This is a genomic window from Streptomyces sp. SID8352 (assembly GCF_009862265.1).
In the GTDB taxonomy this organism is placed as follows: domain Bacteria; phylum Actinomycetota; class Actinomycetes; order Streptomycetales; family Streptomycetaceae; genus Streptomyces.
Genome location: NZ_WWGX01000071.1, coordinates 151252 through 173206, shown reverse-complemented (window position 1 = coordinate 173206; position 21955 = coordinate 151252). Strand labels below are relative to the sequence as shown.

The following is a 21955-nucleotide window of genomic DNA, read 5'->3' as shown; positions in this document are numbered from 1 at the left end:
CGGGAGCGTTGCTCACGCACGGGAGCGTTGCTCACGCACGGGAGCGTTGCTCACGCACGGGAGCGTTGCTCACGCACGGGAGCGTTGCTCACGCATGGGAGCGTTGCTCACGGATGCGAAGGGTGCTCACGTCGGTGGACAGTGCTCGCAAGCGCGCACGCCGCTCACCAGCGAGAGCACCGATCACGCCATCTGATGGCGGGCGGCACACGCGGGCACGCACGGTGCTCACCAGCGCGAACACTGCTCCGCGATGCGAGCAGCGATCGAGGACGTGAGCACTGCTCCGCAGAGTGAGCGATGCTCCGCAAAGGAAGCGATGCTCTGCGCCGCGAGCAATGCTCACTGATGTGGACCGTGCTCACGAAAGTGACGGGTGCTCACGCCGGTGCGGTCCGGGGACACCGTGAACCGGCTTCGCCTGACGGCCGGTGTCCGGCGCAGATGAAACATGCCGCATCGCCATCGTCGACGAAGCCCATGAGCGCGGCGGCCGGGGCGAGGTGCGCGTCCTCGACACTGTCGCCCCGGCAGCGGCGGCCAGGGGGCGGAACGGCGCGCGGGGGGGTGGTGGTTTTGAATGCGTGAACACTGGCCCTGGGCGATGTTCTCGATGCGCTCACCTGAGCGCCATGTGCACACAAGGTCGCCGACTGTTCACAGATTTTTATGGGCACCCAGGGACCGAGCCCCAAAGAACGGGAACCGCCGCGCCGAGGGCGTGCGCGCCTGCGCTTCGCCGTCGACGTGGCGGCCACCGCGCGACATGCAACCGACGGGTCCCGTCGGGACCGAGGAGTCCCGACGGAACCGAGGGGTCTAGAAGACCGACTCCGCCTCGTCCATGCGGTCCTTGGGGACCGTCTTCAGCTCGGTGACGGCCTCCGCCAGCGGGACCATGACCACGTCAGTGCCGCGCAGGGCGGTCATCCGGCCGAACTCGCCCCGGTGCGCGGCCTCCACGGCGTGCCAGCCGAAGCGCGTGGCGAGCACCCTGTCGTACGCGGTCGGCGTACCGCCGCGCTGGACGTGGCCGAGGATGACCGGCTTGGCCTCCTTGCCGAGCCGCTTCTCCAGTTCGTGCGCCAGCGCCGTGCCGATGCCCTGGAAGCGCTCGTGGCCGAACTTGTCGATCTCGCCCTTTCCGTAGTCCATGGTGCCGGCGGCGGGGTGGGCGCCCTCGGCGACGCAGACCACGGCGAACCGCTTGCCGCGGGCGAAGCGCGCCTCGACCATCTTGACCAGATCGGCGGGGTCGAAGGCGCGCTCGGGCAGGCAGATGCCGTGCGCGCCGGCGGCCATGCCGGACTCCAGGGCGATCCACCCTGCGTGCCGGCCCATGACCTCGACGACCATGACGCGCTGGTGGGACTCGGCGGTGGTCTTGAGCCGGTCCATCGCCTCCGTCGCCACGCCGACGGCCGTGTCGAAGCCGAAGGTGCGGTCGGTGGAGGAGATGTCGTTGTCGATGGTCTTGGGCACGCCGACGACCGGGAGGCCCGCGTCGGACAGCATCCGGGCCGCCGTCAGGGTGCCCTCGCCGCCGATCGGGATGAGGGCGTCGATGCCGAAGCTCTGGATCATGTCGCCCGCGTTGTCGCAGGCCTCTCGCAGCCGGTCGCGCTCCAGGCGCGACGAGCCGAGGATGGTGCCGCCGCGGGCCAGGATGCCGCTGACGGCGTTGAGGTCGAGGGTGCGGTAGTGGCCGTCGAGCAGACCGGCGTAGCCGTCCTCGAAGCCGATGACCTCGTCGCCGTAGTTGTCCACCGCTCGGTGCACGACCGACCGGATCACTGCGTTCAGGCCAGGGCAGTCGCCGCCTGCGGTCAGAACTCCGATACGCATCGTGCTGTGTCTCCTGCTCGCTGTCGACGCCGGTGAACCGGTGCCGATTGTTCCACGTTCCGGGTAACAGTGGCGACGCTACATTGACGGGCGTCGTACCTACGCCCGAGGGTATTGTCAAGAGGGTTCCACTGACCCGTAGGGGCGATTTTTGGCGATTCAGGCGCCGACCCCGTCCCTGCTCCCCGCACCGGGGCTCCCACACTGGGTCTCCCGCACGGGCCGGACCGGCCCCGGAACACACCGGACGCACCACACGAAACGGAGAGCACGCGTGACGCGCAGCGTGTACGTGACCGGCATCGACCGCGGTGACGGCCGCCAGGTCGTCGAGCTGGGGGTCATGGAGCTCCTGACCCGGCAGGTGGACCGGGTGGGCGTCTTCCGTCCCCTGGTCCACGACGGACCGGACCGGCTGTTCGAGCTGCTGCGCGCCCGCTACCGGCTCGCCCAGGACCCGGCCACGCTGTACGGACTGGACTATCACGAGGCGTCCGCGCTGCAGGCCGAACAGGGCACGGACGAACTGGTGTCGGCGCTGGTCGACCGTTTCCACCTGGTCGCCCGCGACTACGACGTCGTCCTGGTCCTGGGCACGGACTACGCGGACACCCAGCTTCCCGACGAGCTGTCGCTGAACGCCCGGCTGGCCAACGAGTTCGGCGCGTCGGTGATCCCGGTGGTGGGGGGCCGCAGGCAGTCCGCGGAGTCGGTGCTGGCGGAGACCCGCAACGCGTTCCGCGCCTTCGACGGGCTGGGCTGCGACGTGCTCGCGATGGTGACCAACCGGGTGGCCCGCGAGGACCGCGACCTGATCGAGGAGCGGCTCGCGGGCAGGCTGCCGGTGCCGTGCTGGGTGCTGCCCGACGAGCCCGCCCTGGCGGCACCGACCGTGTCGCAGATCGTGCACGCCCTCGGTGCCCGGGTGGTGCTGTGCGACGACTCCGGGCTCTCGCGGGACGCGCTGGACTTCGTCTTCGGGGGCGCCATGCTGCCGAACCTGCTGGCCGCGCTGACCCCCGGCTGTCTGGTGGTCATGCCCGGTGACCGCGCGGACCTGGTGGTCGGGGCGCTGGCCGCGCACAGTGCGGGCACACCGCCGATAGCGGGCGTGCTGCTCACCCTGGACGAGGTTCCCGGCGACCGGATCCTCACCCTGGCCGACCGCCTCGCCCCGGGGACCCCGGTGCTCTCGGTGCCCGCCAACAGCTTCCCGACGGCCGAGCGGCTGTTCTCGCTGGAGGGCAAGCTGAACGCCGCCACCCCGCGCAAGGCGGAGACCGCGCTGGGCGTCTTCGAGCGGTACGTCGACACCGCCGATCTGCGGAGCCGGGTCTCCGCGCCCAGCGGTGACCGGGTCACGCCGATGATGTTCGAGCACCAGTTGCTGGAGCAGGCGCGGTCCGATCTGCGCCGGGTCGTCCTGCCGGAGGGGACGGAGGAACGGGTGCTGCGGGCCGCGGAGGTGCTGCTGCGCCGGGGGGTGTGCGAGCTGACGCTGCTCGGTCCGGTGGAGCAGATCCGCAAGAAGGCGGCCGACCTCGGGATCGATCTGGGCGAGGCGCGGCTGATCGATCCGGCCGTCTCGGAGCTGCGCGACTCCTTCGCCGAGCGGTACGCGGCCCTGCGGGCGCACCGGGGGGTGACCGTGGAGCTGGCCTACGACGTGGTGTCGGACGTGAACTACTTCGGGACGCTGATGGTGGAGGAGGGCCTGGCCGACGGCATGGTGTCGGGCTCGGCGCACTCCACGGCGGCGACCATCCGGCCGGCCTTCGAGATCATCAAGACGAAGCCGGACGCGGAGATCGTCTCGTCGGTGTTCTTCATGTGCCTGGCCGACAAGGTCCTGGTGTACGGGGACTGCGCGGTCAACCCGGACCCGGACGCGGAGCAGTTGGCGGACATCGCGGCCCAGTCGGCGGCCACGGCGGCGCGGTTCGGGGTGGAGCCCCGGATCGCGATGCTGTCGTACTCGACCGGGACCTCCGGCTCGGGCGCGGACGTGGACAAGGTGCGCGCCGCCACCGAGTTGGTGCGGGCCCGGCGTCCGGATCTGCGGATCGAGGGGCCGATCCAGTACGACGCCGCGGTGGAGCCGTCGGTCGCCGCGACCAAGCTGCCCGGTTCGGAGGTGGCCGGCCAGGCCAGTGTGCTGATCTTCCCGGACCTGAACACCGGGAACAACACGTACAAGGCGGTGCAGCGTTCGGCCGGGGCGGTCGCGGTGGGGCCGGTGCTGCAGGGGCTGCGCAAGCCCGTCAACGACCTGTCGCGGGGGGCGCTGGTGCAGGACATCGTGAACACCGTGGCCATCACCGCGATCCAGGCGCAGCGGCCGTCCGCCGCGGCGTCCCCGAGCGGGAAGGAGGGGAGCCGGTGAACGCCTCCCGTGTTCTGGTCCTCAACTCCGGCTCGTCGTCGGTGAAGTACCAGTTGCTCGACATGCGGGACCGGTCCCGGCTCGCGGTGGGTCTGGTGGAGCGGATCGGGGAGGGGACGTCCCGGCTGACGCACTCCCCGGCCGGCGGTGCGGACCGCGAGTGGACCGGGCCCGTCGCGGACCACGACGCCGCGCTGAAGGCCATGGCGGCGGAGCTGGACCGGGACGGTCTGGGCATCGATTCGCCGGAGCTGGCGGCCATCGGTCACCGGGTGGTGCACGGGGGCATCCGGTTCAGCGAACCGACGGTGGTCGACGACGAGGTGATGGCGGAGATCGAGCGCCTGATCCCAGTGGCCCCGCTGCACAACCCGGCCAATCTGACCGGCATCCGCACGGCACGGGCGCTGCGGCCGGACCTGCCGCAGGTGGCGGTCTTCGACACCGCGTTCCACACCACGATGCCGGAGTCGGCCGCGCGGTACGCCATCGACGTGGAGACCGCCGACGCGTACCGCATCCGCCGTTACGGCTTCCACGGCACGTCCCACGCGTACGTCTCGCGCGAGACGGCACGGCTGCTGGGCCGGGAGCCGGAGGAGGTGAACGTGATCGTGCTGCACCTGGGCAACGGGGCGTCCGCGTCGGCGGTGCGGGGCGGGCGGTGCGTGGACACGTCGATGGGCCTGACGCCGCTGGAGGGGCTGGTGATGGGGACCCGGTCGGGAGACGTGGACCCGGCCGTCATCTTCCATTTGACGCGCGTTGCCGGAATGTCCGCCGACGAGATCGACACTCTCCTCAACAAGAGGAGCGGTCTGATCGGGCTGTGCGGTGACAACGACATGCGGGAGATCCGGCGCCGGATCGACGCGGGCGACGAGCGGGCCCGGCTCGCCTTCGACATCTACGTCCACCGGCTGCGGAAGTACATCGGCGCGTACTGCGCGGTGCTGGGGCGGGTGGACGCGATCGCGTTCACGGCGGGTGTCGGGGAGAACGCGGCGCCGGTGCGGGAGGCCGCGGTGGCGGGGCTGGAGGGGCTGGGGCCGGAGGTCGACCCGGTGCTGAACACCGCTCGGGCCGACGGGCCGCGGCTGATCTCGCCGCCCGGTGCGCGGGTGGCGGTGGCCGTGGTGCCGACCGACGAGGAAATGGAGATCGCGACGCAGACCTACGCGCTGGTGAGCGACTCATCCGATCTCACCTGAGCGGCATCCCGCCCTTTTGTATCTTCCGACGGCCGGAATATTCCGCCGCGAAACAAACCGTTAGGATCGCCCCATGCGCCGTTCGAAAATCGTCTGTACTCTCGGCCCCGCGGTCGACTCCCACGAGCAGCTCGTCGCGCTGATCGAGGCCGGGATGAACGTGGCCCGCTTCAACTTCAGCCACGGCACCCACGCCGAGCACCAGGGCCGGTACGACCGGGTCCGGGCCGCCGCCGCGGAGACCGGCAGGGCCATCGGCGTGCTGGCCGACCTCCAGGGCCCCAAGATCCGTCTGGAGACCTTCGCCGAGGGCCCGGTGGAACTGGTCCGTGGTGACGAGTTCACCATCACCACCGAGGACGTGCCCGGCGACCGCACGGTCTGCGGGACGACGTACAAGGGCCTGCCCGGCGACGTCACCAAGGGCGACCAGGTCCTCATCAACGACGGCAACGTCGAGCTGAAGGTCGTCGAGGTCGAGGGTCCGCGGGTGCGGACGATCGTCATCGAGGGCGGTGTCATCTCCGACCACAAGGGCATCAACCTGCCCGGCGCGGCGGTGAACGTCCCCGCGCTGTCCGAGAAGGACATCGAGGACCTCCGGTTCGCGCTGCGCATGGGCTGCGACCTGGTCGCGCTCTCCTTCGTCCGGGACGCCAAGGACGTGGGCGACGTCCACCGGGTGATGGACGAGGAGGGCCGCCGGGTCCCCGTCATCGCCAAGGTGGAGAAGCCGCAGGCGGTGGAGAACATGGAGGACGTCGTCATGGCGTTCGACGGTGTGATGGTCGCCCGCGGCGACCTGGCCGTCGAGTACCCGCTGGAGAAGGTCCCGATGGTGCAGAAGCGCCTCATCGAGATGTGCCGGCGCAACGCCAAGCCGGTGATCGTGGCGACCCAGATGATGGAGTCGATGATCACCAACTCGCGGCCTACCCGCGCCGAGGCCTCGGACGTGGCCAACGCGATCCTGGACGGCGCCGACGCGGTGATGCTGTCCGCCGAGTCCAGCGTGGGCGCGTACCCGATCGAGACGGTACGCACCATGTCGAAGATCGTGACCGCGGCCGAGCAGGAACTGCTCTCCAAGGGCCTCCAGCCGCTGGTGCCGGGCAAGAAGCCGCGGACGCAGGGCGGTTCGGTGGCGCGGGCCGCCGCCGAGATCGCGGACTTCCTGGGCGGCAAGGGCCTGGTGGCCTTCACCCAGTCCGGCGACACCGCGCGCCGGCTGTCCCGGTACCGCGCGGTGCAGCCGATCCTGGCCTTCACCAGTGACGAGGGCACCCGCAACCAACTGGCGCTGAGCTGGGGCGTGGAGCCGCACGTCGTGCCGCTGGTGAACACCACGGACGAGATGGTCGAGCTGGTCGACCAGCGGCTGGTGGAGCTGAAGCGCTTCAACGCCGGTGACACGGTGATCATCACCGCCGGTTCGCCCCCCGGGGTGCCCGGCACGACCAACATGGTCCGGGTGCTCCACCTGGGCGAGGCGCGGCGCGACGCCTGACGCCCCGGCGCGCGGTACGGAACGACGACGAGGGTGCCCCCGGGATGCGGGGGCACCCTCGTCGTCGTACCGGGACGGCCGGTCAGCCGGTGATGTACTGGCGCAGCCCGGGGATGTGCAGGGTGCCGCCGAACTGCCCGGCCTGGACGACGGTGACCTTGGTGAAGTAGATCAGCGGGATGTCGAGCGGCGGCGGGGTGTCCGGGGCGAAGGTGACCGGGACGAGCCCGAGCAGGTTGCCGGAGATGCTCTCCGTGTACATCACGGTCTCACCGTCGCGGATGGTGGACGTGGAGCCCCGGGCCGCCCGGACGTGGTAGGTCCGCCCGGACTGCGCGTCCTTGTAGGTCTGGTGCAGGTCGCCGATGTCGGTGCCGCCGGATATGACGTACTTGAGCACCTTCTTGGTGGTGCCGTTGGCGGTCCTGACGCGCACGACGCCTTGGTACGAGGCGCCCTTGAGCAGAAGGGAGCCGGCGTTGAGGTACCAGGGGTCGTCGGGCAGCGGCACCGGGTTGTCGACACCGCCCTCGGCGTCCGTGGCGACGGGACAGTCGGCGGGGTCGGGGCCGGTGCTGGCGGAGGGGGTGGGGGCCGGGGTGGCCGCCTCCGTGGCACCGGGCGGCCCGTCGCCGGCTCCGTCCTTCTCCCCGCCCGCCGGACCGGTCCCGGCCGTGGCGCCGTCGGCCGTGCCGGGGCCGGGCGTCGTGCCGGGGCCGGGCGGGGTGCCCTCGCCGCCGGTGTCCCCCGCCGCGCCGCCGGTGCCGGTGTCCGGTGTGTCCTTCGCGGTCTTCCCGGCCACGCCGGTCGCCGTGGCGTCCGCTGCCGGGGACGTGTCCGCCGCGGGGCCGGACGCCTCCGGCCGCGGGGCCCCGGCGGTGGGTGCGGCGTCCGGCACCGGGGGCCGGCCGGCCCCGGCACCCGGGCCGCCCCCGGTGCCGCCCCCTCCGCCCCGGCCGGGACCGGGGCCGACGCCGCCCCCTCCCCCGCCGCCGGGGAGCACACCGCCGGGAAGCACACCGCCCAGGGTGTCACCGAGCCCGTCGCCGAGGGCGTCGCCGACGTCCTGGAGGAGACCGCCGCCCCGGGGGACCGAGGGCTGCGGGGCGGGCGGGACGGTGCCCGTGCCGGGCGCGGTTCCGGGCCCGCCCTCGTCGTCGGAACCTGAATCCGGCGAAGGGGACGGTCCCGTGCCCCGGCCCGCGCTCGCGGAGGGGGACGGCCGGCCGCCCACGCCCTGGCCGCCGTCGTCCGTCGGCGAGGACGTGACGGCGGAGGTCGGGGTGGGGTCCGGCGTGGGGTCGGGGGAGGAGGACGGGGTCGGGGTACCGCTCGGCCCGGCGGCCGGCTCGGAGGGCCCGGCGGAGTGCGGGGGCTCGGCGGAGCCGGAGGGCCCGGGCCCGCCCGCCAGGGCCTCCACGCACGCCCGGTACTCCTCGGCCGTCAGGCTGTTGGAGGACGGCGCCACCGCGTCGTTGCCGTCGGCGAGGGCGAGGGTGGGCGTGAACCCCATGCCCATGAGGACGGCCGTGGGCATCGCCGCCAGGGCTATCGCCTTCCCGGCCGGCATGTGGAATCTGGTGAGCAACGGCTTTCTGGGCGCCGCGTGGCGCGGCCCGGTCCTCGCCCGGACCCCCTCCGCATCGGTCCCGCTGGTCACCTCGTCAGCCGGCACTGTGCCTCCCGTTCGCCCCGTTGGCCGGGCTCGTTCCTGACAGATCGTTCGGCTCGTCCGTGGTGTCCCGCGGCTGCGGCACCGGGGCGCCGGGCGCGGGGACGCCGGGCACCGCCATGCCGGGGACCGGGCCCCCGGGCGCGACGCCCGCTCCCTTGCCCTCCGCCGGGGACTCGTCCGCCGACGGCTCGCCGGGCGCCCACGACACGGCCATCGCGCCGCCGACCAGGGCGAGCAGGAAGCCGATGAAGAAGCCGCCGAGGTTGGAGACGGGGATGGACACCAGCGCGAGCAGGATCGCCGCCACGCCCGCGAAGACCCGGACGTGCTTCTGGAACCAGAGGCTGACGCCCAGGACGACCAGCAGCACGCCGATGATCAGCGACCCGGCGCCGGCGGTGGTGGCCATCGCCAGGGTCAGGTGCCCGATCTGGAGGTTCGCGTAGGGGAAGTAGGCGATGGGGAGTCCGCCGAGCGCGACGAACAGGCCGGCCCAGAACGGCCGGGTGCCTCGCCAGTCACGGAACTGCAGCCTCCAGTGCGTGAACTGGCCGGATGCGGCGGCAGGGGTCTCGGCGCTCATGGAAAACAGCTCCCTGGTACGGCTTTGCTGGGGTGGAGACCCGGCCCGCGCGCCGGGCGCGGACCGGGTTGCACGGGCGGGGGCGCCACCGGCTCCCCCACCCGTCAGTGAGCGCCCGTCAGGGGGTGCTCAGTAACATTCCTTGACACCCTTGGACAGCGACATCTTCAGCCCGCTGAGCTTGAAGGTTCCGGCGGTGGTCGCCCACGCCGTCTGCTTCACGTTCAGCAGCGTCGCCGAGTCGGCCTGCTGGGCGAACCCGTACGGGTTCGCGGTGTCGCCCTTGTGGATGCCCGGACCCTTGGCGGCGTCCTTGGCGGCCACGCCGATGTCGATGCCGCGGAAGGTGGCATCGGCCTCGAGCTGCTCGACGTCGATGTACAGGTTCTCGGCGCGGACGGGGGTGCCGCCCCCGCCGGCCTTCAGGATGAGGCTGACCGAACCGAGCACCGGGATGTCCGGGGTGACCACGGACTGGCACATGCCCTCGATCGACGCGGTCTTGAACGCCGACACGGCGACCGGGTGCGCCGTCTGCCTGCCGTCGAGCGTGTAGCCCGAGTCGATGGCCCCGTACTGGACGAAGCCCGTACCGTCGAGCCGGTCCGCCGTCACCTTGAACGACTGGCCGGACACGCTGAACGACGCGGCGAGGGCGCCCTGCGCCAGCGCGACGCCTATCGCTGCGGTGGCGGCCACGCTCGGCACCATGACGACCGCGAACCGCTTCCATCTCGTCCCGCCACGCACCTGGGACTCCATATTTCCTCCTTCTCGGACGTACATCTCCTGACCCCGGCTCCACCGCCGGACGGCGGCTCGGCAGGGCAGGGATGGGAGAAGTGCTACGTCCTCGGGAAGGAGAGCGCCCGTGCTCGGCGGCACGTAAGCGCGTCCGAATCACCGGCGATCACCCCCGAGCGACAACCACTGGTCGCGCCTGACACAGATCACGCACAACCTTGCACGGACAGGCTCCGCCGGGAGAGCGAAGACCCCCCTGCCCGAGGACCGACGGCACGGCCGCGGTCCTGCCCGGTGGGGACCCAGGAAGCCCCGTGCCCCGATTGGCTGTCGGGGAGGGGGGAATGGACCGAGCGTGGCCGATCGTGGTGCATTCCCGCCCCCGGCACAAGGGGTTCATTACTCGCTGGTAACGCGCACATGCCCGTGGCACCTCGCAGAGCCGCGAAACAGCGACACTGGGTGCGACGTCAGGGCAGAACAAAGACCGCGATGGCCGGACGAAGGCCGACAGAACGACGCGGTTGACTTACTTGCAGTAACAGCAAAGCCGATTACCAAGATTTGGCAAAGCGGGAACCATTCCGGGGTTCCGCCGACGGCTCCCGGACGGGGAGCCGTCGGCGGCACAGGCCGGAGGGCGCTGCGGATCCGTCAGAACAGGGCGCGGGCGAGCGCGCGGCGCGCGGCGGCGACCCGGGGGTCGTCGGCGCCGATGACGTCGAACAGCTTGAGCAGCCGCAGCCGTACGGCATCGCGGTCGTCGCCGGTGGTGCGGCGCACCGTGTCGATGAGGCGCCCGAAGGCGTCCTCCACGTGGCCGCCCACGAGGTCGAGGTCGGCGGCGGCGATCTGCGCCTCGGCGTCGCCGGGCCGCTCGGCGGCGTCCCGGCGCACCGCCTGCGGGTCGGCGGCCTGCACCCGCTGGAGCAACTCGGCCTGGGCGAGGCCCAGTTTGGCCTCGGAGTTGCCCGGGTCCTCGGCCAGGACACCGCGGTACGCCTCGACGGCCGCGCCCATGTCGCCCGCGTCCAGCGCGCGCACGGCCGCCTCCAGGGCCGCGTCGTGCGGACCGGCGGGGGGCTCGGCGGCGGCGTCGGGACCGCCGCCGCCCGGCTCGGCGTCGGGGTCGACGGTGAGGCCGGTCAGGCCGAAGCGCTCCTCGGCGACCTGGACCAACTGGTCGAGGGTCTGGCGGATCTGGGTCTCGCTCGCGGCGCCCTGGAAGAGCGGCAGGGCCTGCCCGGCCACGACCGCGAAGACGGCGGGAATGCCCTGGACGCCGAACTGCTGCATGAGCATCTGGTTGGCGTCGACGTCGATCCGGGCGAGCAGGAAGCGGCCGTCGTACTCGACGGCGAGCCGCTCCAGTACCGGGCTGAGCTGCTTGCAGGGCTCGCACCACTCGGCCCAGAAGTCGATGACGACCGGGACCTCGGTGGACCGCTGGAGGATCTCGCTCTCGAATCCGGCCTCGTCGACGTCGATGACGAGGTCGGCGGGAGAGACGGCACCCGCCCCGCCGTTGCGGGCGGCCTCGGCGCGCGCCTGCTCCGCCTTCGCCTTGGCCTCCTGGGCCGCCTTCACCGCGGCGAGGTCGACGACCCCGCTCATGGACATGTTCCGTGGCTGCATGGACCCATCCTCCCCCGTACCGCGCGTGCGCGTGAAAAGCGGGGTGGAAGCCCGCCCGTATGTGTGCCGTTCGCCGTGCCGAGCCGTGCTCCGCGGGCAGGTCCCCCGGCGGGTCCCGCGGGTGCCGCCACCGGCCGGAGGGCGCCGGCCGCAGGGGCGGTGCGGCGCCGGGTCCCCACCCCGCGCCTGTCGTGGTCGTCGCTCGGGCGCGGGAGGTCGCCCGCGCTTTCGCTACGCCTCGTAGCGTAATGCCACCGGGGGCCGCCGCGACAGCCCGCCCCGGTGATCTCTCTCACGACCGGACCGGCGGGCCGCCGCCGAGGGCCGTCCCGCGCTCCCCGGCGGGACAGCCCTTAGGGTCGGCACATGCAGAGCAGCGCCTCCGCCGGCCGTGCCGGACGCCCCCGCAGCGCCGCCGCGGACGCCGCGATCCTGGCCGCGACGCGGGCGGCACTGGTCGACCTGGGCTGGTCCGGGCTGACGCTGGGGGACGTGGCGACGCGGGCGGGGGTCGCCAAGACGACCCTCTACCGCCGCTGGGCGGGCAAGAACGAGCTGGTCGTGGACGCGGTGGCGGAGCTGTTCGACGAGCTGGAGCTGCCGGACCGGGGCTCGCTGGCGGCGGACATCGAGGGCGTGGTGCGCCAGTTCGCGGCGATCCTGGCCCGGCCGGAGGCGATGAGCGGGCTGATGGCGGTGGTCGCGGAGTCCACCCGGGACGAGGCGCTGCGCGAGCGCATCCGGGCGTCGATCGTGGAGCGGCAGAAGCGGCTGGTGCTGGAGGGGCGGTCGCGGGCGCAGCGGCGCGGGGAGCTGCCGCCGCAGACGGACCCGGCCGAGGCGGCCCGCACGGCGGACCTGATCTTCGACGTGGTGGCGGGGGCGGTGGTGCACCGCACGCTGGTCCGCGCGGAACCGGCGGACGGCGAGTGGGTGCGCGGCCTCATACGGGTGCTGCTGGGCGGGCTGTCGGAGGCGGCGTAGGAGGGCGGGCGGCGCAGAGGGGAGAGGCGGGACAGAAGGGCGGGGGTGCGCGGGAGGGCGGGGGTGCGCGGGAGGGCGGGGGTGCGCGGTGAACCGAGGGCGCGCGGTAGGGCGAGGGCGGCGCAGAAGGGCGAGGCGCAGAGAACCGGCCGAGCCCGCCCCAGGCCCGCGCCCACACCGGCGTCACGCCTCCGCCGGTGCCCACGCCACGCCGATGCCGGCGCCACGCCCGCGCCGGCGCCCACGCCCCGCCGGAGCGGCGGCACGGGCACCGGCGGGGGTCCCGGGTCAGAAACCGGCGGGCTCGGTGTACACGCCCCACTCGTCGCGCAGCACCCCGCAGATCTCGCCCAGCGTCGCCTCGGCGCGCACCGCGTCGAGCATGGGCCCGATCATGTTGGCGCCGGAGCGGGCGGCGTCGAGCATCGCGTCCAGGGCGGTGCGCACGGCGGCGTCGTCCCGGGCGGTCCTGCGCTCGCCGAGCACGCGGACCTGCTCGCGCTCGACCTCGTGGCTGACCCGGAGGATCTCCAGGTCGCCGGTGACGGAGCCGGTGTGGACGTTGACGCCGACGACCTTCTTCTCGTCCTTCTCCAGGGCCTGCTGGTAGCGGAAGGCGGACTCCGCGATCTCGCCGGTGAACCAGCCGTCCTCGATGCCGCGCAGGATGCCGGAGGTGATCGGGCCGATGGGGTGCCGCCCGTCGGGGTGGGCCCGCAGACCGCGCTCCTTGATCTGCTCGAAGATCTTCTCGGCGTCGGCCTCGATCCGGTCCGTGAGCTGCTCGACGAACCAGGAGCCGCCCAGCGGGTCGGCGACGTTGGCGACGCCGGTCTCCTCCATGAGGACCTGCTGGGTGCGCAGCGCGATCTCGGCGGCCTGCTCGCTGGGGAGGGCGAGGGTCTCGTCCAGTGCGTTGGTGTGCAGGGAGTTGGTCCCGCCGAGCACGGCGGCGAGCGCCTCGACGGCGGTCCGCACGACGTTGTTGTACGGCTGCTGGGCGGTGAGGGAGACGCCCGCGGTCTGGGTGTGGAAGCGCAGCCACTGGGCCTTGTCGCTCCGGGCGCCGTAGACGTCCCGCATCCAGCGGGCCCAGATACGGCGGGCGGCGCGGAACTTGGCGATCTCCTCGAAGAAGTCGAGGTGCGCGTCGAAGAAGAAGGACAGGCCCGGCGCGAAGACGTCCACGTCCAGGCCGCGGCTGAGGCCCAGCTCGACGTAGCCGAAGCCGTCCGCGAGGGTGTACGCCAGCTCCTGCGCGGCCGTGGCCCCGGCCTCGCGGATGTGGTAGCCGGAGACGGAGAGCGGCTTGTAGGCGGGGATGCCGGCGGCGCAGTGCTCCATCAGGTCGCCGATGAGCCGGAGGTGGGGCTCGGGCTGGAAGAGCCACTCCTTCTGGGCGATGTACTCCTTGAAGATGTCCGTCTGGAGCGTGCCGTTGAGCACGGCGGGGTCGACGCCCTGCCGCTCGGCGGCGACCAGGTACATGCAGAAGACGGGCACGGCGGGCCCGCTGATCGTCATGGAGGTGGTGACGTCGCCGAGCGGAATGTCCTTGAACAGGACCTCCATGTCGGCGGCCGAGTCGATGGCGACGCCGCAGTGGCCGACCTCGCCGAGGGAGCGCGGGTCGTCGGAGTCGCGGCCCATGAGCGTCGGCATGTCGAAGGCGACGGAGAGGCCGCCGCCGCCGTTGCGCAGGATCATCTTGTAGCGCTCGTTGGTCTGCTCGGCGTTGCCGAACCCGGCGAACTGGCGGATGGTCCACGTCCGCCCCCGGTAGCCGGTCGGGTGCAGGCCCCGGGTGTAGGGGTACTCCCCGGGCCATCCGATGCGCTCGAACCCCTCGTACGCGTCCCCGGGCCGGGGCCCGTAGACCGGCTCCACGGGATCGCCGGAGAGCGTGGTGAAGTCGGCGTCGCGCTTGCGCGCCGCGTCGTAACGGGCCTGCCACCGAAGGCGGCCTTCCTCAATGGCGTCAGCGTCCATGACTCCAATTTACTAGGACGTCCAAGTAAATGTCGACGGCGGGCCGCGACGCGCTGCTCCGTACGGCGGCGGGGAGGCCGTGACCGGGCATGTCACCGGTCACCGGCCGGACGCGGGGAGCCCCGGCCCCGCCCACGGAGCCGCCGGGCCGGGCGGCGGCATCGTCGTCGTCCGTGACGCGGGTTGCCGCACCCGGCGGCGGGAGCGCGGGCACCGGCAGCCGGAGTGCGGCCCCGGCGACGCGACCGGGGCCGGCGACGCGACCGGGACCGGCGACGGAGCGCGGGGACCGGCCGTGGAGGAGCGGCCCCCTGCGGGAGCCCAGGGTGTTTCGTCTGGATCGGGCCGGATCAGGGAGCGGGGTCCGGCGCCGTGCGTCGCAAGGCGGAGGAGGGAGTCGGGGCGAAGCCCCGGCGACCGACGACAACCCGGCGAGCTGCGGCGCCGGGGCCCGCGAGCCCGGCATGGTCCAAACGAGAGGCCCTAGGCCTCGGCGACGGCGGGGGCGCCGTCCGCGCCCCGGGCCCCCAGCTCGCGGCTGATCCGGCGCTCGACGAAGAACGCGGCGGTGGGGATCGTCCCGGCGAGCAGCACCCAGAGCTGCTTCTTCACCGGCCACTTGGCCTTGGAGCCCAGGTCGAAGGCGAAGATCAGGTAGACGACGTAGAGCCAGCCGTGGGCGATGCTGACCACCTGGGTGAAGTCGGCCGCGCCGCCCATGTCCAGGGCGTACTTGCCGATCATGCCGAGGGTCAGCGCGACCAGGAGGACACCGGTGACGTAGGCCATGACCCGGTAGCGGGTCAGCACGCTCTTCTTCATGGCATCGAGCGTAACGGGCCGTTCCGGGAGATCCCGCCCCGGGTCGCCGGACCCCGGCGGCGGCCGGAGGGCGGCGCGTCCGGCCCGCGGGGACACGACGGGCCACGAGGGGCCGCCGCTCCGCCGCGCGGGCACGGCCGCACGCGGGGCGGCCGCGAACCGGAACCGGCGGGCCTCCTCGCCGCGCGGGCACGGCCGCGCGCGCCGGGCGGCCGGGGGTTCCCACCCGCACGGGTGGCCTCCCGCGGCCGGGCGGGCGTCACTCCGCCGTGAAGTCTCCGGCGGCGACCCGCAGGGGGCGGAGCATGGCGAAGATCTCGGCGCACTCCTCGGCGTCGTAGGCGCCCAGGCCGAAGTCCATGGCCATCAGGTCGCGGGTGGCGGACTCGACGACCTCGCGGCCCTTGGCGGTGATGCTGGCGAGGGTGCCGCGCCCGTCGTTGGGGTTGGGCCGCTTGCCGACCAGGCCCGACCGCACCAGCCGGTCGACGGTGTTCGTCACCGAGGTGGGGTGGACCATCAGCCGCTCGCCGATCTTGGACATCGGCAGCTCGCCCGCCTTGGAGAAGGTGAGCAGCACCAGCGCCTCGTAGCGCGCGAACGTCAGCCCGTACGGCTTGACCACCGCGTCGACCTCGGCCAGCAGGATCTGTTGGGCCCGCATGATGGAGGTGATCGCCGCCATCGAGGGGACAGCGCCCCAGCGCCGGTTCCAGAGTTCGTCGGCTCGGGCGATGGGATCGAAGGAGAGACTGAGGGGCTTCGGCACGGGACCAGACCATACCGGCCGGTCATATGCCGTTCAGCCCCGTCTCGTCCTTCGATACCGTCCTGTTCGCCGCCCCGCGCCCGGTCAGGACGCGAGGTGGCGCTCCACGGTCTCGACCTTGCCGGTGAGCCCGTCGGTGACACCGGGGCGGAGGTCGGCCTTGAGAACGAGGGAGACGCGGGGCGCCCGCGCCTCCACGGCGGCGACGGCCCGCCGGACCACGTCCATGACCTCGTCCCACTCGCCCTCGACGGAGGTGAACATCGCGTCGGTGCGGTTGGGCAGCCCGGACTCGCGGACCACGCGGACGGCGTCGGCGACGTACTCCCCCACGTCCTCGCCGACACCGAGGGGCGTCACGGAGAAGGCGACGATCATGCGCCGACGACCCCTTCCCGGCGGGCGCGGGAGGCGATGACCGCGCTCTCGGCCTCGCGCTTGAGGCGCCGCTCCGCGAAGAAGCCGCCGAGCGGCAGGACCGAGAGGACGAAGTAGAGCGCGGCGGTGCCCAGCGGCCACTTGGCGCGGTTCCAGGCGTCCGCCCAGAAGACCGCATAGAGCACGAAGAGGACACCGTGGAGCATGCCCATCACGGGCACCGCGTTGAAGTCGGTGGTCCGCTTGAGCACCGAGCAGACGATCAGCAGCAGGAACGAGATCGCCTCGGGGGCCGAGACCAGTCGGAGGCGGCGGAGGGCGGAGGCGGTCTTGAGGTCCACGGGTCACCTTCAGGGAAAGGGGCATCGGGCAGCGATGGGCCGGGGCGGCTTGTGAACTCGCGCACAAGCGCCCCGTCCATTGTGGCAAACGCGCGGAGCGACCGGGCGAGGGGGTGGGACCGGGCCGCGCGAGGGGCGGGGACGGGGCCGCGCGCCCGGGGCGACCCCGAGACGTCCCCCAGGGGAGAGATCAGGGCGAACCCACCCCCGCGGGGCTGTCGGCGGGGCCCCCGCGGCGGCTACCTTCGCTGCGTGGCGATGTTTCGACTTCAGGGCAGCAGGGTGCTCGCCGTCGACCTGGCCGGGGACGCCGTGAAGGCGAAGAACGGCTCGATGGTCGCGTACGACGGCGAGATGGCCTTCAAGAAGCTGACGGGCGGCGGTGAGGGCGTGCGGGGCATGGTGACGCGGCGGCTCACCGGTGAGCGGATGGCCGTGATGGAGGTGAAGGGGCGGGGCACCTGCTGGTTCGCGGACCGGGCCTCGGAGATCAACCTCGTGGCGCTCCGGGGCGAGAGACTCTACGTGGAGTCCAGCAACTTCCTGGCGGCCGACCCCGGGCTGCGCACCGGCACGAGCTTCACCGGGCTGCGCGGCGCCTCCCAGGGCAACGGGCTGTTCACCACGACGGTCGAGGGGCACGGCCAGGTGGCGATCATGTCGGACGGCCCGGCGGTGGTGCTGCGGGTGAGCGCGCGGTACCCGCTGACGGTGGACCCGGGGGCGTACGTCGCGCACCAGGGGAATCTGCGCCAGTCCTTCCAGTCCGGGGCGAGCGTGCGCACGCTGTTCGGCGAGGGCGGCGGCGAGGCCTTCCAGATCCGCTTCGAGGGCGACGGGCTGGTGTACGTGCAGCCCAGCGAGCGGAACACCGTCGGGGGGGATGTGTGACATGGGCTTCGAGGAGGTCAACTCCAAGATGGTGCGGGCGACGGTGACCCCGGGCGTCCGGCTGTTCAGCCAGCGCGGCGCCATGCTGGCGTACCGGGGCGAGGTGACGTTCACCCCCGATCTGCTCGGCGGGCAGGGCGGGGTGATGTCGATGATCGGCCGCCGGGTGGCCAACGAGTCGACGCCGCTGATGACGGTGGAGGGGGACGGCACGGTGTTCTTCGGGCACGGCGGCCACCACGTCCAGGTGATCCGGCTCTCCGGCGACACCCTGTACGTGGAGGCGGACCGGCTGCTCGCCTTCGAGGGCACCCTGGAGCAGGGCACGGTGTTCCTGGGCTCGCAGGGCGGGGTGATGGGCATGGTGCGCGGCCAGGTCAGCGGCCAGGGCCTGTTCACCACCACCCTGAAGGGGCACGGCGCGGTCGCCGTGATGGCCCACGGCGGGGTGCTGGAGGTCCCGATCACCCCGCAGCGCCCGGTGCACGTCGATCCCCAGGCCTACGTCGCCCACCACGGGGACGTGCGGAACCGGCTGTCCACGGCGCTGGGCTGGCGGGACATGGTGGGGCGCGGCTCCGGCGAGGCGTTCCAACTGGAGCTGAGCGGCAGCGGCGCGGTGTACGTCCAGGCGTCGGAGGAGAAGCTGTGAGCATCGTCCACCACGATCCGTCGACCCTGCCGGAGAACGACAACGTCAACGCGTACACCTTCTGCGTCTCCCTGAAGGGGAGTCAGTGGTTCCTGCAGAAGGGGAAGATGATCGCCTACTACGGGTCGGTCGAGTTCAACGGGATCGGGCACGGCCGGCTGGACCGCCTGACGCGCATGTCGTTCCACTCGCCGCTGCACGCGAGCGACTGGGTGGTGGCCGAGGGGTCGGGCCTGATGCTGCTGGCGGACCGGGCCTTCGATGTGAACTCGTACGACCTGGAGGACGGCAATCTGACCATCCGCTCCGGCAATCTGCTCGCTTTCGAGCCGAGTCTGGCACTGAAGCAGTCGATCGTGCCGGGCTTTCTGACATTGATCGGAACCGGGAAGTTCGTGGCGGCGTCGAATGGTCCAGTGGTGTTCGTCGAGCCGCCGATCCGGGTGGATCCGCAGGCCCTGGTCGGCTGGGCGGACTGCCCCTCCCCGTGCCACCACTACGACCACGCCTATCTGACCGGCTTCCTGGGCGGTCTGCGGGCCATGACGGGGCTGGGAGGGGCCTCGGGGGAGGAGCACCAGTTCGAGTTCGTGGGCGCCGGGACGGTGCTGCTGCAGTCGAGCGAGGCCCTGATGGAGGAGAGGGACAGGGGGCTGCCCCCGGCACAGGCGGGCGTGCCCGGCGGCGGTCCGGGCGGCCAGGGGGGCCGCCCGGGGGCGGGGGGTCTTCCCGGACAGCTCGGCGGTCTTCAGAACCGCTTCGGACGGTGAGCGGTACCCTGCGGAGTGTCACCTCGAACGCCTGCCCAGCGACTCCGTCACATCGCCACTCTTCCTAGTTCACATTTCAACTTTTTAGGTAGACTTCATTCATGGAGACCGATACCGCCACCCGCTGGCTGACCGAGTCGGAGCAGTGTGCGTGGCGCACCCATCTGGAGGTCAACAGGCTGTTGACCTACCAGCTCGAAAAGGATCTGCAGCCGTTCGGCCTGACGATGAACGACTACGAGATCCTGGTGAACCTGTCCGAGTCGGAGGACGACCGGATGCGGATGAGCGATCTCGCCGCCGCCACGATGCAGTCCAAGAGCCGGCTCTCCCACCAGATCACCCGCATGGAGAACGCGAACCTGGTCCGCCGGGAGAACTGCGAGTCCGACCGCCGGGGCCTGTTCGCCGTCCTCACCGAGCACGGCATGGAGACGATGCGCAAGGTCGCGCCGCACCACGTGGCCTCCGTGCGCAGGCACTTCATCGACCTGATGGACCCCGAGGCGCTGACCGACCTGGACAAGGCGCTCAAGCCCATCGCGGAGCACCTGCGCGGACAGCGCGGGCGCCCGTGACCCTCAGCGGCACGCCGACCGCACGCTGAGGAACCCTTCCGCGGCCCGGCCCGGCGGGCGGTGCGCACCCCCGCACCGCCCGCCGGGCCGGGCCGTTCGGCGCCGGGACCCGCGTCCGCCGGGCCGCCCCGCGGGACCACCGGTGCCCCGCGGGCCGGGCGGCGCGGCGGGAGCGCCCGGTGCCGGGCGGCACGGGATCAGCTCCCGACAGCCGTGCCACCGGGACCCACGCCCGGGCCACCCGGCCCACCGCTCGGACCCGGACCACCCGCGCCACCGCTCGGACCACCCGCGCGGCCCGGACCCCCGCCCGGACCGTTCACGCCGCCCGAGCCCCCGTCCGGACCACCCGCGCGGGCCCGGGGCCGGTCGTCGTCGCCACGGCGCGGGCGGAGGACGGAGCGGCGCCCTCCGCCCCCGGCCCGTTCCCGCCCGCCGGGCACCAGCGCGGCCGCGAGGGCGCACGCCCCGCAGAGCGCGAAGCACCCCGCCGGCGGAACCCGTTCCAGCAGCAGGCCCACCGCCGCCATCCCGGCGGAACTGCCCGCGTTGACCGCCGTGTTGACCCAGGCGCCCGCCCGGACCCGGAACCCGGGCGGGACGCTCGCGTCCGCGATCAGATACGCCGTCGTCAGCGCCGGTGACACGAACAGCCCCGCGACGGCCAGGACCGCGACCAGGGTGCCCGGACCGGGGGCGAGCCCCGCGACGGCCAGGGTCAGCCCGAGCCCCGCCACCAGCAGCGGAAGCCGGACGCGCGCGGCGGTGCTCCAGCGCACGGCGCCGTTGAGCAGACCGCCCACCGCGCTGCCCGCCGACAGCGCCGCGAGCATCCAGGCGACGGCGCCGTCGCCGAGGCCCCGCTCCCCGGCGGAGGCGACGGCCAGCAGGTCGACGGCGCTCAGCGCGAGGCCGACGCCCGCGGCGACGGCGACCGGCTGCACCAGGACGCGGACCGGCCTGCCCGCCACGCGGGGGTCCGCCGGGGCACCAGGGGCACCGAGGGCCGCCGGGGTGCCGGGGTCGCCGACGGTGCCGGGGTCGCCGGGGTGCTCCGGGGCGCCGTCCGGGGCCGGGGGCGCCGCCCGGTTGAGGGCGCCCGTGGCCGGGGAGGCGGCGAAGGCGAGGGTGCCCACCGCCACCAGCAGCGCGCTCAGCACCACCCCGGCGTCCGGCGAGGCCACCCCGATCACCACGCCGATCAGCAGGGGGCCGGTGACGAAGAGGAGTTCCTCGGCGACGCCGTCCAGGCTGTAGGCGCGTTGCAGCAGCTCCCGGTCGGGGAGGAGGGCGGCCCAGACCGCGCGCATCGTGGGCCCGAGCGGGGGCGCGCAGGCGCCGGCGAGGACGGCGGTGGCGGCGAGCGGCGCCACGTGGACGCCCGGCAGCCGGGCGACCGCCGCGAGGACGCAGAGCAGGGCGGCGTAGAGCAGCGCCATGGGCGGCAGGGCGCGGCGCGGGCCGTACCGGTCGACCAGGGCCGCTCGGGTGGGCGTCAGTACCACGCCGGCGGCGCCGAAGAGGGCCATGACCGTACCGGCCACGGCGTAGGACCCGGTGGACCGGGTCACGGAGAGCATCAGGGCGAGGGAGACGGTGCCGTACGAGAGCCGGCCCACGAGGGCGGACAGGAAGGTGCGGCGGGCACGGGGGAAACGGAACACGGCGGCATAGGTGGGCCGCGCGGCTGAGGTGGTCACGCGAGGGTTCCTCGGAGAAGAGGCGGAAGGGGTCGCCGGAGTGCCGCGACGGCCGGTGTGCGCCGGTCGCGGTCCTGGGCGGGCCCTATGCCAAGAGGAGGAACATGCCGGGCAACCTACCAGCCCGCACGGCACGGGTCACCCGCGTTCCCCCGCCCCGTCCTACGCCCCGCCCCGTCCTACGCCCCGGCCCCGGGGCACCGCCGCCGCACGGCTCCGGGCCCCGTCCCACCGGCAACCCGTACCAACGCCCGGCGCGGACCCGGCCCGCCCCGCGCACCGGCTCACGCGCCGCGTCCCCCCCTCCGCCACCGGCCGGCCCGGACCGGTCACCCGGCACGGCGCCGGCCCGACGCCGCTCCCCCGTCGGCACCGACGCCGCTCCCCCGCGGGCACCGGGCACGGCGCGGCCACCGGCGCGCGCCCGTCCCCGGGCACGGGCAGGGCAGGGCACAGGCGGGCCCAGGCCGGGGCACAGCCACCCGCACGGGCAGCGGC

At 73.2% G+C, this 21955-nt stretch carries 19 protein-coding genes; 8 read left to right on the top strand and 11 right to left on the bottom strand.

The window, feature by feature from the left end:
* Positions 1–819 precede the first annotated feature (819 nt).
* Positions 820–1845 carry an ATP-dependent 6-phosphofructokinase gene (locus GTY84_RS22065; protein ID WP_161228044.1) on the bottom strand — a complete coding sequence of 342 codons (1026 nt, stop codon included), beginning with the start codon at positions 1843–1845 and terminating at the stop codon, positions 820–822.
* A gap of 274 nt (positions 1846–2119) precedes the next feature.
* Between GTY84_RS22065 and pta the strand changes: the two genes are divergently transcribed.
* The 3 genes from pta (at position 2120) to pyk (ending at position 6946) form a co-directional block, all read left to right on the top strand.
* On the top strand, positions 2120–4228 hold the full coding sequence (gene pta / locus GTY84_RS22060) for a phosphate acetyltransferase (RefSeq protein WP_161228043.1): 2109 nt from the start codon (positions 2120–2122) through the stop codon (positions 4226–4228).
* Positions 4225–5439, top strand: a complete 1215-nt coding sequence (locus tag GTY84_RS22055; protein WP_161228042.1) for an acetate kinase — start codon at positions 4225–4227, stop codon at positions 5437–5439. Before pta ends, GTY84_RS22055 begins: the two co-directional genes overlap by 4 nt.
* Before the next feature lie 73 nt (positions 5440–5512).
* Positions 5513–6946, top strand: coding sequence for a pyruvate kinase (gene pyk, locus GTY84_RS22050; RefSeq protein ID WP_161228041.1), 1434 nt, complete (start codon positions 5513–5515; stop codon positions 6944–6946).
* Between the two features lie 82 nt (positions 6947–7028).
* Here the strand turns inward: pyk and GTY84_RS22045 are convergent, their stop codons facing one another.
* The 4 genes from GTY84_RS22045 to GTY84_RS22030 all read right to left on the bottom strand — a co-directional run bounded on the left by GTY84_RS22045 (position 7029) and on the right by GTY84_RS22030 (position 11583).
* Positions 7029–8516, bottom strand: coding sequence for a hypothetical protein (locus tag GTY84_RS22045; protein WP_237532495.1), 1488 nt, complete (start codon positions 8514–8516; stop codon positions 7029–7031).
* A 94-nt stretch (positions 8517–8610) separates the two neighbouring features.
* Positions 8611–9204: a DUF6114 domain-containing protein gene (locus GTY84_RS22040; protein ID WP_161228039.1), complete on the bottom strand. Its 594-nt coding sequence runs from the start codon at positions 9202–9204 to the stop codon at positions 8611–8613.
* A 129-nt stretch (positions 9205–9333) separates the two neighbouring features.
* Entirely contained in the window at positions 9334–9966 is a 633-nt protein-coding gene (locus tag GTY84_RS22035) for a DUF6230 family protein (protein WP_161228038.1), read from the bottom strand.
* 636 nt (positions 9967–10602) lie between these two features.
* A complete protein-coding gene (locus GTY84_RS22030; RefSeq protein WP_202551551.1) occupies positions 10603–11583 on the bottom strand; it encodes a tetratricopeptide repeat protein in 981 nt (326 codons plus the stop codon).
* A gap of 366 nt (positions 11584–11949) precedes the next feature.
* On the opposite strand from GTY84_RS22030, the gene GTY84_RS22025 reads away from it, so the two are divergent.
* Positions 11950–12567, top strand: coding sequence for a TetR/AcrR family transcriptional regulator (locus GTY84_RS22025; RefSeq protein WP_161228037.1), 618 nt, complete (start codon positions 11950–11952; stop codon positions 12565–12567).
* Positions 12568–12855: 288 nt separating this feature from the next.
* Here the strand turns inward: GTY84_RS22025 and GTY84_RS22020 are convergent, their stop codons facing one another.
* The 5 genes from GTY84_RS22020 to GTY84_RS22000 form a co-directional block, all read right to left on the bottom strand.
* Positions 12856–14556, bottom strand: coding sequence for a methylmalonyl-CoA mutase family protein (locus GTY84_RS22020; RefSeq protein WP_161228036.1), 1701 nt, complete (start codon positions 14554–14556; stop codon positions 12856–12858).
* Positions 14557–15039: 483 nt separating this feature from the next.
* The gene (locus GTY84_RS22015; protein ID WP_161228035.1) at positions 15040–15378 is read right to left on the bottom strand and encodes a DUF3817 domain-containing protein; all 339 of its coding nucleotides are present in this window, start codon (positions 15376–15378) and stop codon (positions 15040–15042) included.
* Positions 15379–15637: 259 nt separating this feature from the next.
* A complete protein-coding gene (locus GTY84_RS22010; protein ID WP_161228034.1) occupies positions 15638–16147 on the bottom strand; it encodes a MarR family transcriptional regulator in 510 nt (169 codons plus the stop codon).
* An 84-nt stretch (positions 16148–16231) separates the two neighbouring features.
* A complete protein-coding gene (locus GTY84_RS22005; protein ID WP_161228033.1) occupies positions 16232–16525 on the bottom strand; it encodes an MTH1187 family thiamine-binding protein in 294 nt (97 codons plus the stop codon).
* Entirely contained in the window at positions 16522–16866 is a 345-nt protein-coding gene (locus GTY84_RS22000; RefSeq protein ID WP_161228032.1) for a DUF3817 domain-containing protein, read from the bottom strand. Before GTY84_RS22000 ends, GTY84_RS22005 begins: the two co-directional genes overlap by 4 nt.
* Before the next feature lie 258 nt (positions 16867–17124).
* Here GTY84_RS22000 and GTY84_RS21995 point away from each other — a divergent pair, with 258 nt between their 5' ends.
* The 4 genes from GTY84_RS21995 to GTY84_RS21980 all read left to right on the top strand — a co-directional run bounded on the left by GTY84_RS21995 (position 17125) and on the right by GTY84_RS21980 (position 19757).
* Positions 17125–17757 (top strand): AIM24 family protein, encoded by a 633-nt coding sequence (locus GTY84_RS21995; protein WP_161228052.1) that lies wholly within the window; start codon positions 17125–17127, stop codon positions 17755–17757.
* Position 17758: 1 nt separating this feature from the next.
* Entirely contained in the window at positions 17759–18409 is a 651-nt protein-coding gene (locus tag GTY84_RS21990; RefSeq protein WP_161228031.1) for an AIM24 family protein, read from the top strand.
* Complete coding sequence (locus tag GTY84_RS21985; RefSeq protein ID WP_161228030.1) at positions 18406–19179, top strand: AIM24 family protein; 774 nt, start codon at positions 18406–18408, stop codon at positions 19177–19179. The genes GTY84_RS21990 and GTY84_RS21985 overlap by 4 nt, the downstream gene beginning before the upstream one ends.
* A gap of 101 nt (positions 19180–19280) precedes the next feature.
* A complete protein-coding gene (locus GTY84_RS21980) occupies positions 19281–19757 on the top strand; it encodes a MarR family transcriptional regulator (RefSeq protein WP_161228029.1) in 477 nt (158 codons plus the stop codon).
* 197 nt (positions 19758–19954) lie between these two features.
* Here the strand turns inward: GTY84_RS21980 and GTY84_RS21975 are convergent, their stop codons facing one another.
* On the bottom strand, positions 19955–21457 hold the full coding sequence (locus GTY84_RS21975) for an MFS transporter (RefSeq protein WP_345943499.1): 1503 nt from the start codon (positions 21455–21457) through the stop codon (positions 19955–19957).
* Positions 21458–21955 lie beyond the last annotated feature (498 nt).

Coding starts and splice junctions, on each gene's coding strand:
- GTY84_RS21995 (WP_161228052.1), top strand. CDS start 17,125: ATGTTTCGACTTCAGGGCAGCAGGGTGCTCGCCGTCGACCTGGCCGGG.
- GTY84_RS22020 (WP_161228036.1), bottom strand. CDS start 14,556: ATGGACGCTGACGCCATTGAGGAAGGCCGCCTTCGGTGGCAGGCCCGT.
- GTY84_RS22005 (WP_161228033.1), bottom strand. CDS start 16,525: ATGATCGTCGCCTTCTCCGTGACGCCCCTCGGTGTCGGCGAGGACGTG.
- pyk (WP_161228041.1), top strand. CDS start 5,513: ATGCGCCGTTCGAAAATCGTCTGTACTCTCGGCCCCGCGGTCGACTCC.
- GTY84_RS21990 (WP_161228031.1), top strand. CDS start 17,759: ATGGGCTTCGAGGAGGTCAACTCCAAGATGGTGCGGGCGACGGTGACC.
- GTY84_RS22045 (WP_237532495.1), bottom strand. CDS start 8,516: ATGCCGGCCGGGAAGGCGATAGCCCTGGCGGCGATGCCCACGGCCGTC.
- GTY84_RS22040 (WP_161228039.1), bottom strand. CDS start 9,204: ATGAGCGCCGAGACCCCTGCCGCCGCATCCGGCCAGTTCACGCACTGG.
- GTY84_RS22015 (WP_161228035.1), bottom strand. CDS start 15,378: ATGAAGAAGAGCGTGCTGACCCGCTACCGGGTCATGGCCTACGTCACC.
- GTY84_RS22035 (WP_161228038.1), bottom strand. CDS start 9,966: ATGGAGTCCCAGGTGCGTGGCGGGACGAGATGGAAGCGGTTCGCGGTC.
- GTY84_RS21980 (WP_161228029.1), top strand. CDS start 19,281: ATGGAGACCGATACCGCCACCCGCTGGCTGACCGAGTCGGAGCAGTGT.
- GTY84_RS22025 (WP_161228037.1), top strand. CDS start 11,950: ATGCAGAGCAGCGCCTCCGCCGGCCGTGCCGGACGCCCCCGCAGCGCC.
- GTY84_RS22065 (WP_161228044.1), bottom strand. CDS start 1,845: ATGCGTATCGGAGTTCTGACCGCAGGCGGCGACTGCCCTGGCCTGAAC.
- GTY84_RS22030 (WP_202551551.1), bottom strand. CDS start 11,583: ATGCAGCCACGGAACATGTCCATGAGCGGGGTCGTCGACCTCGCCGCG.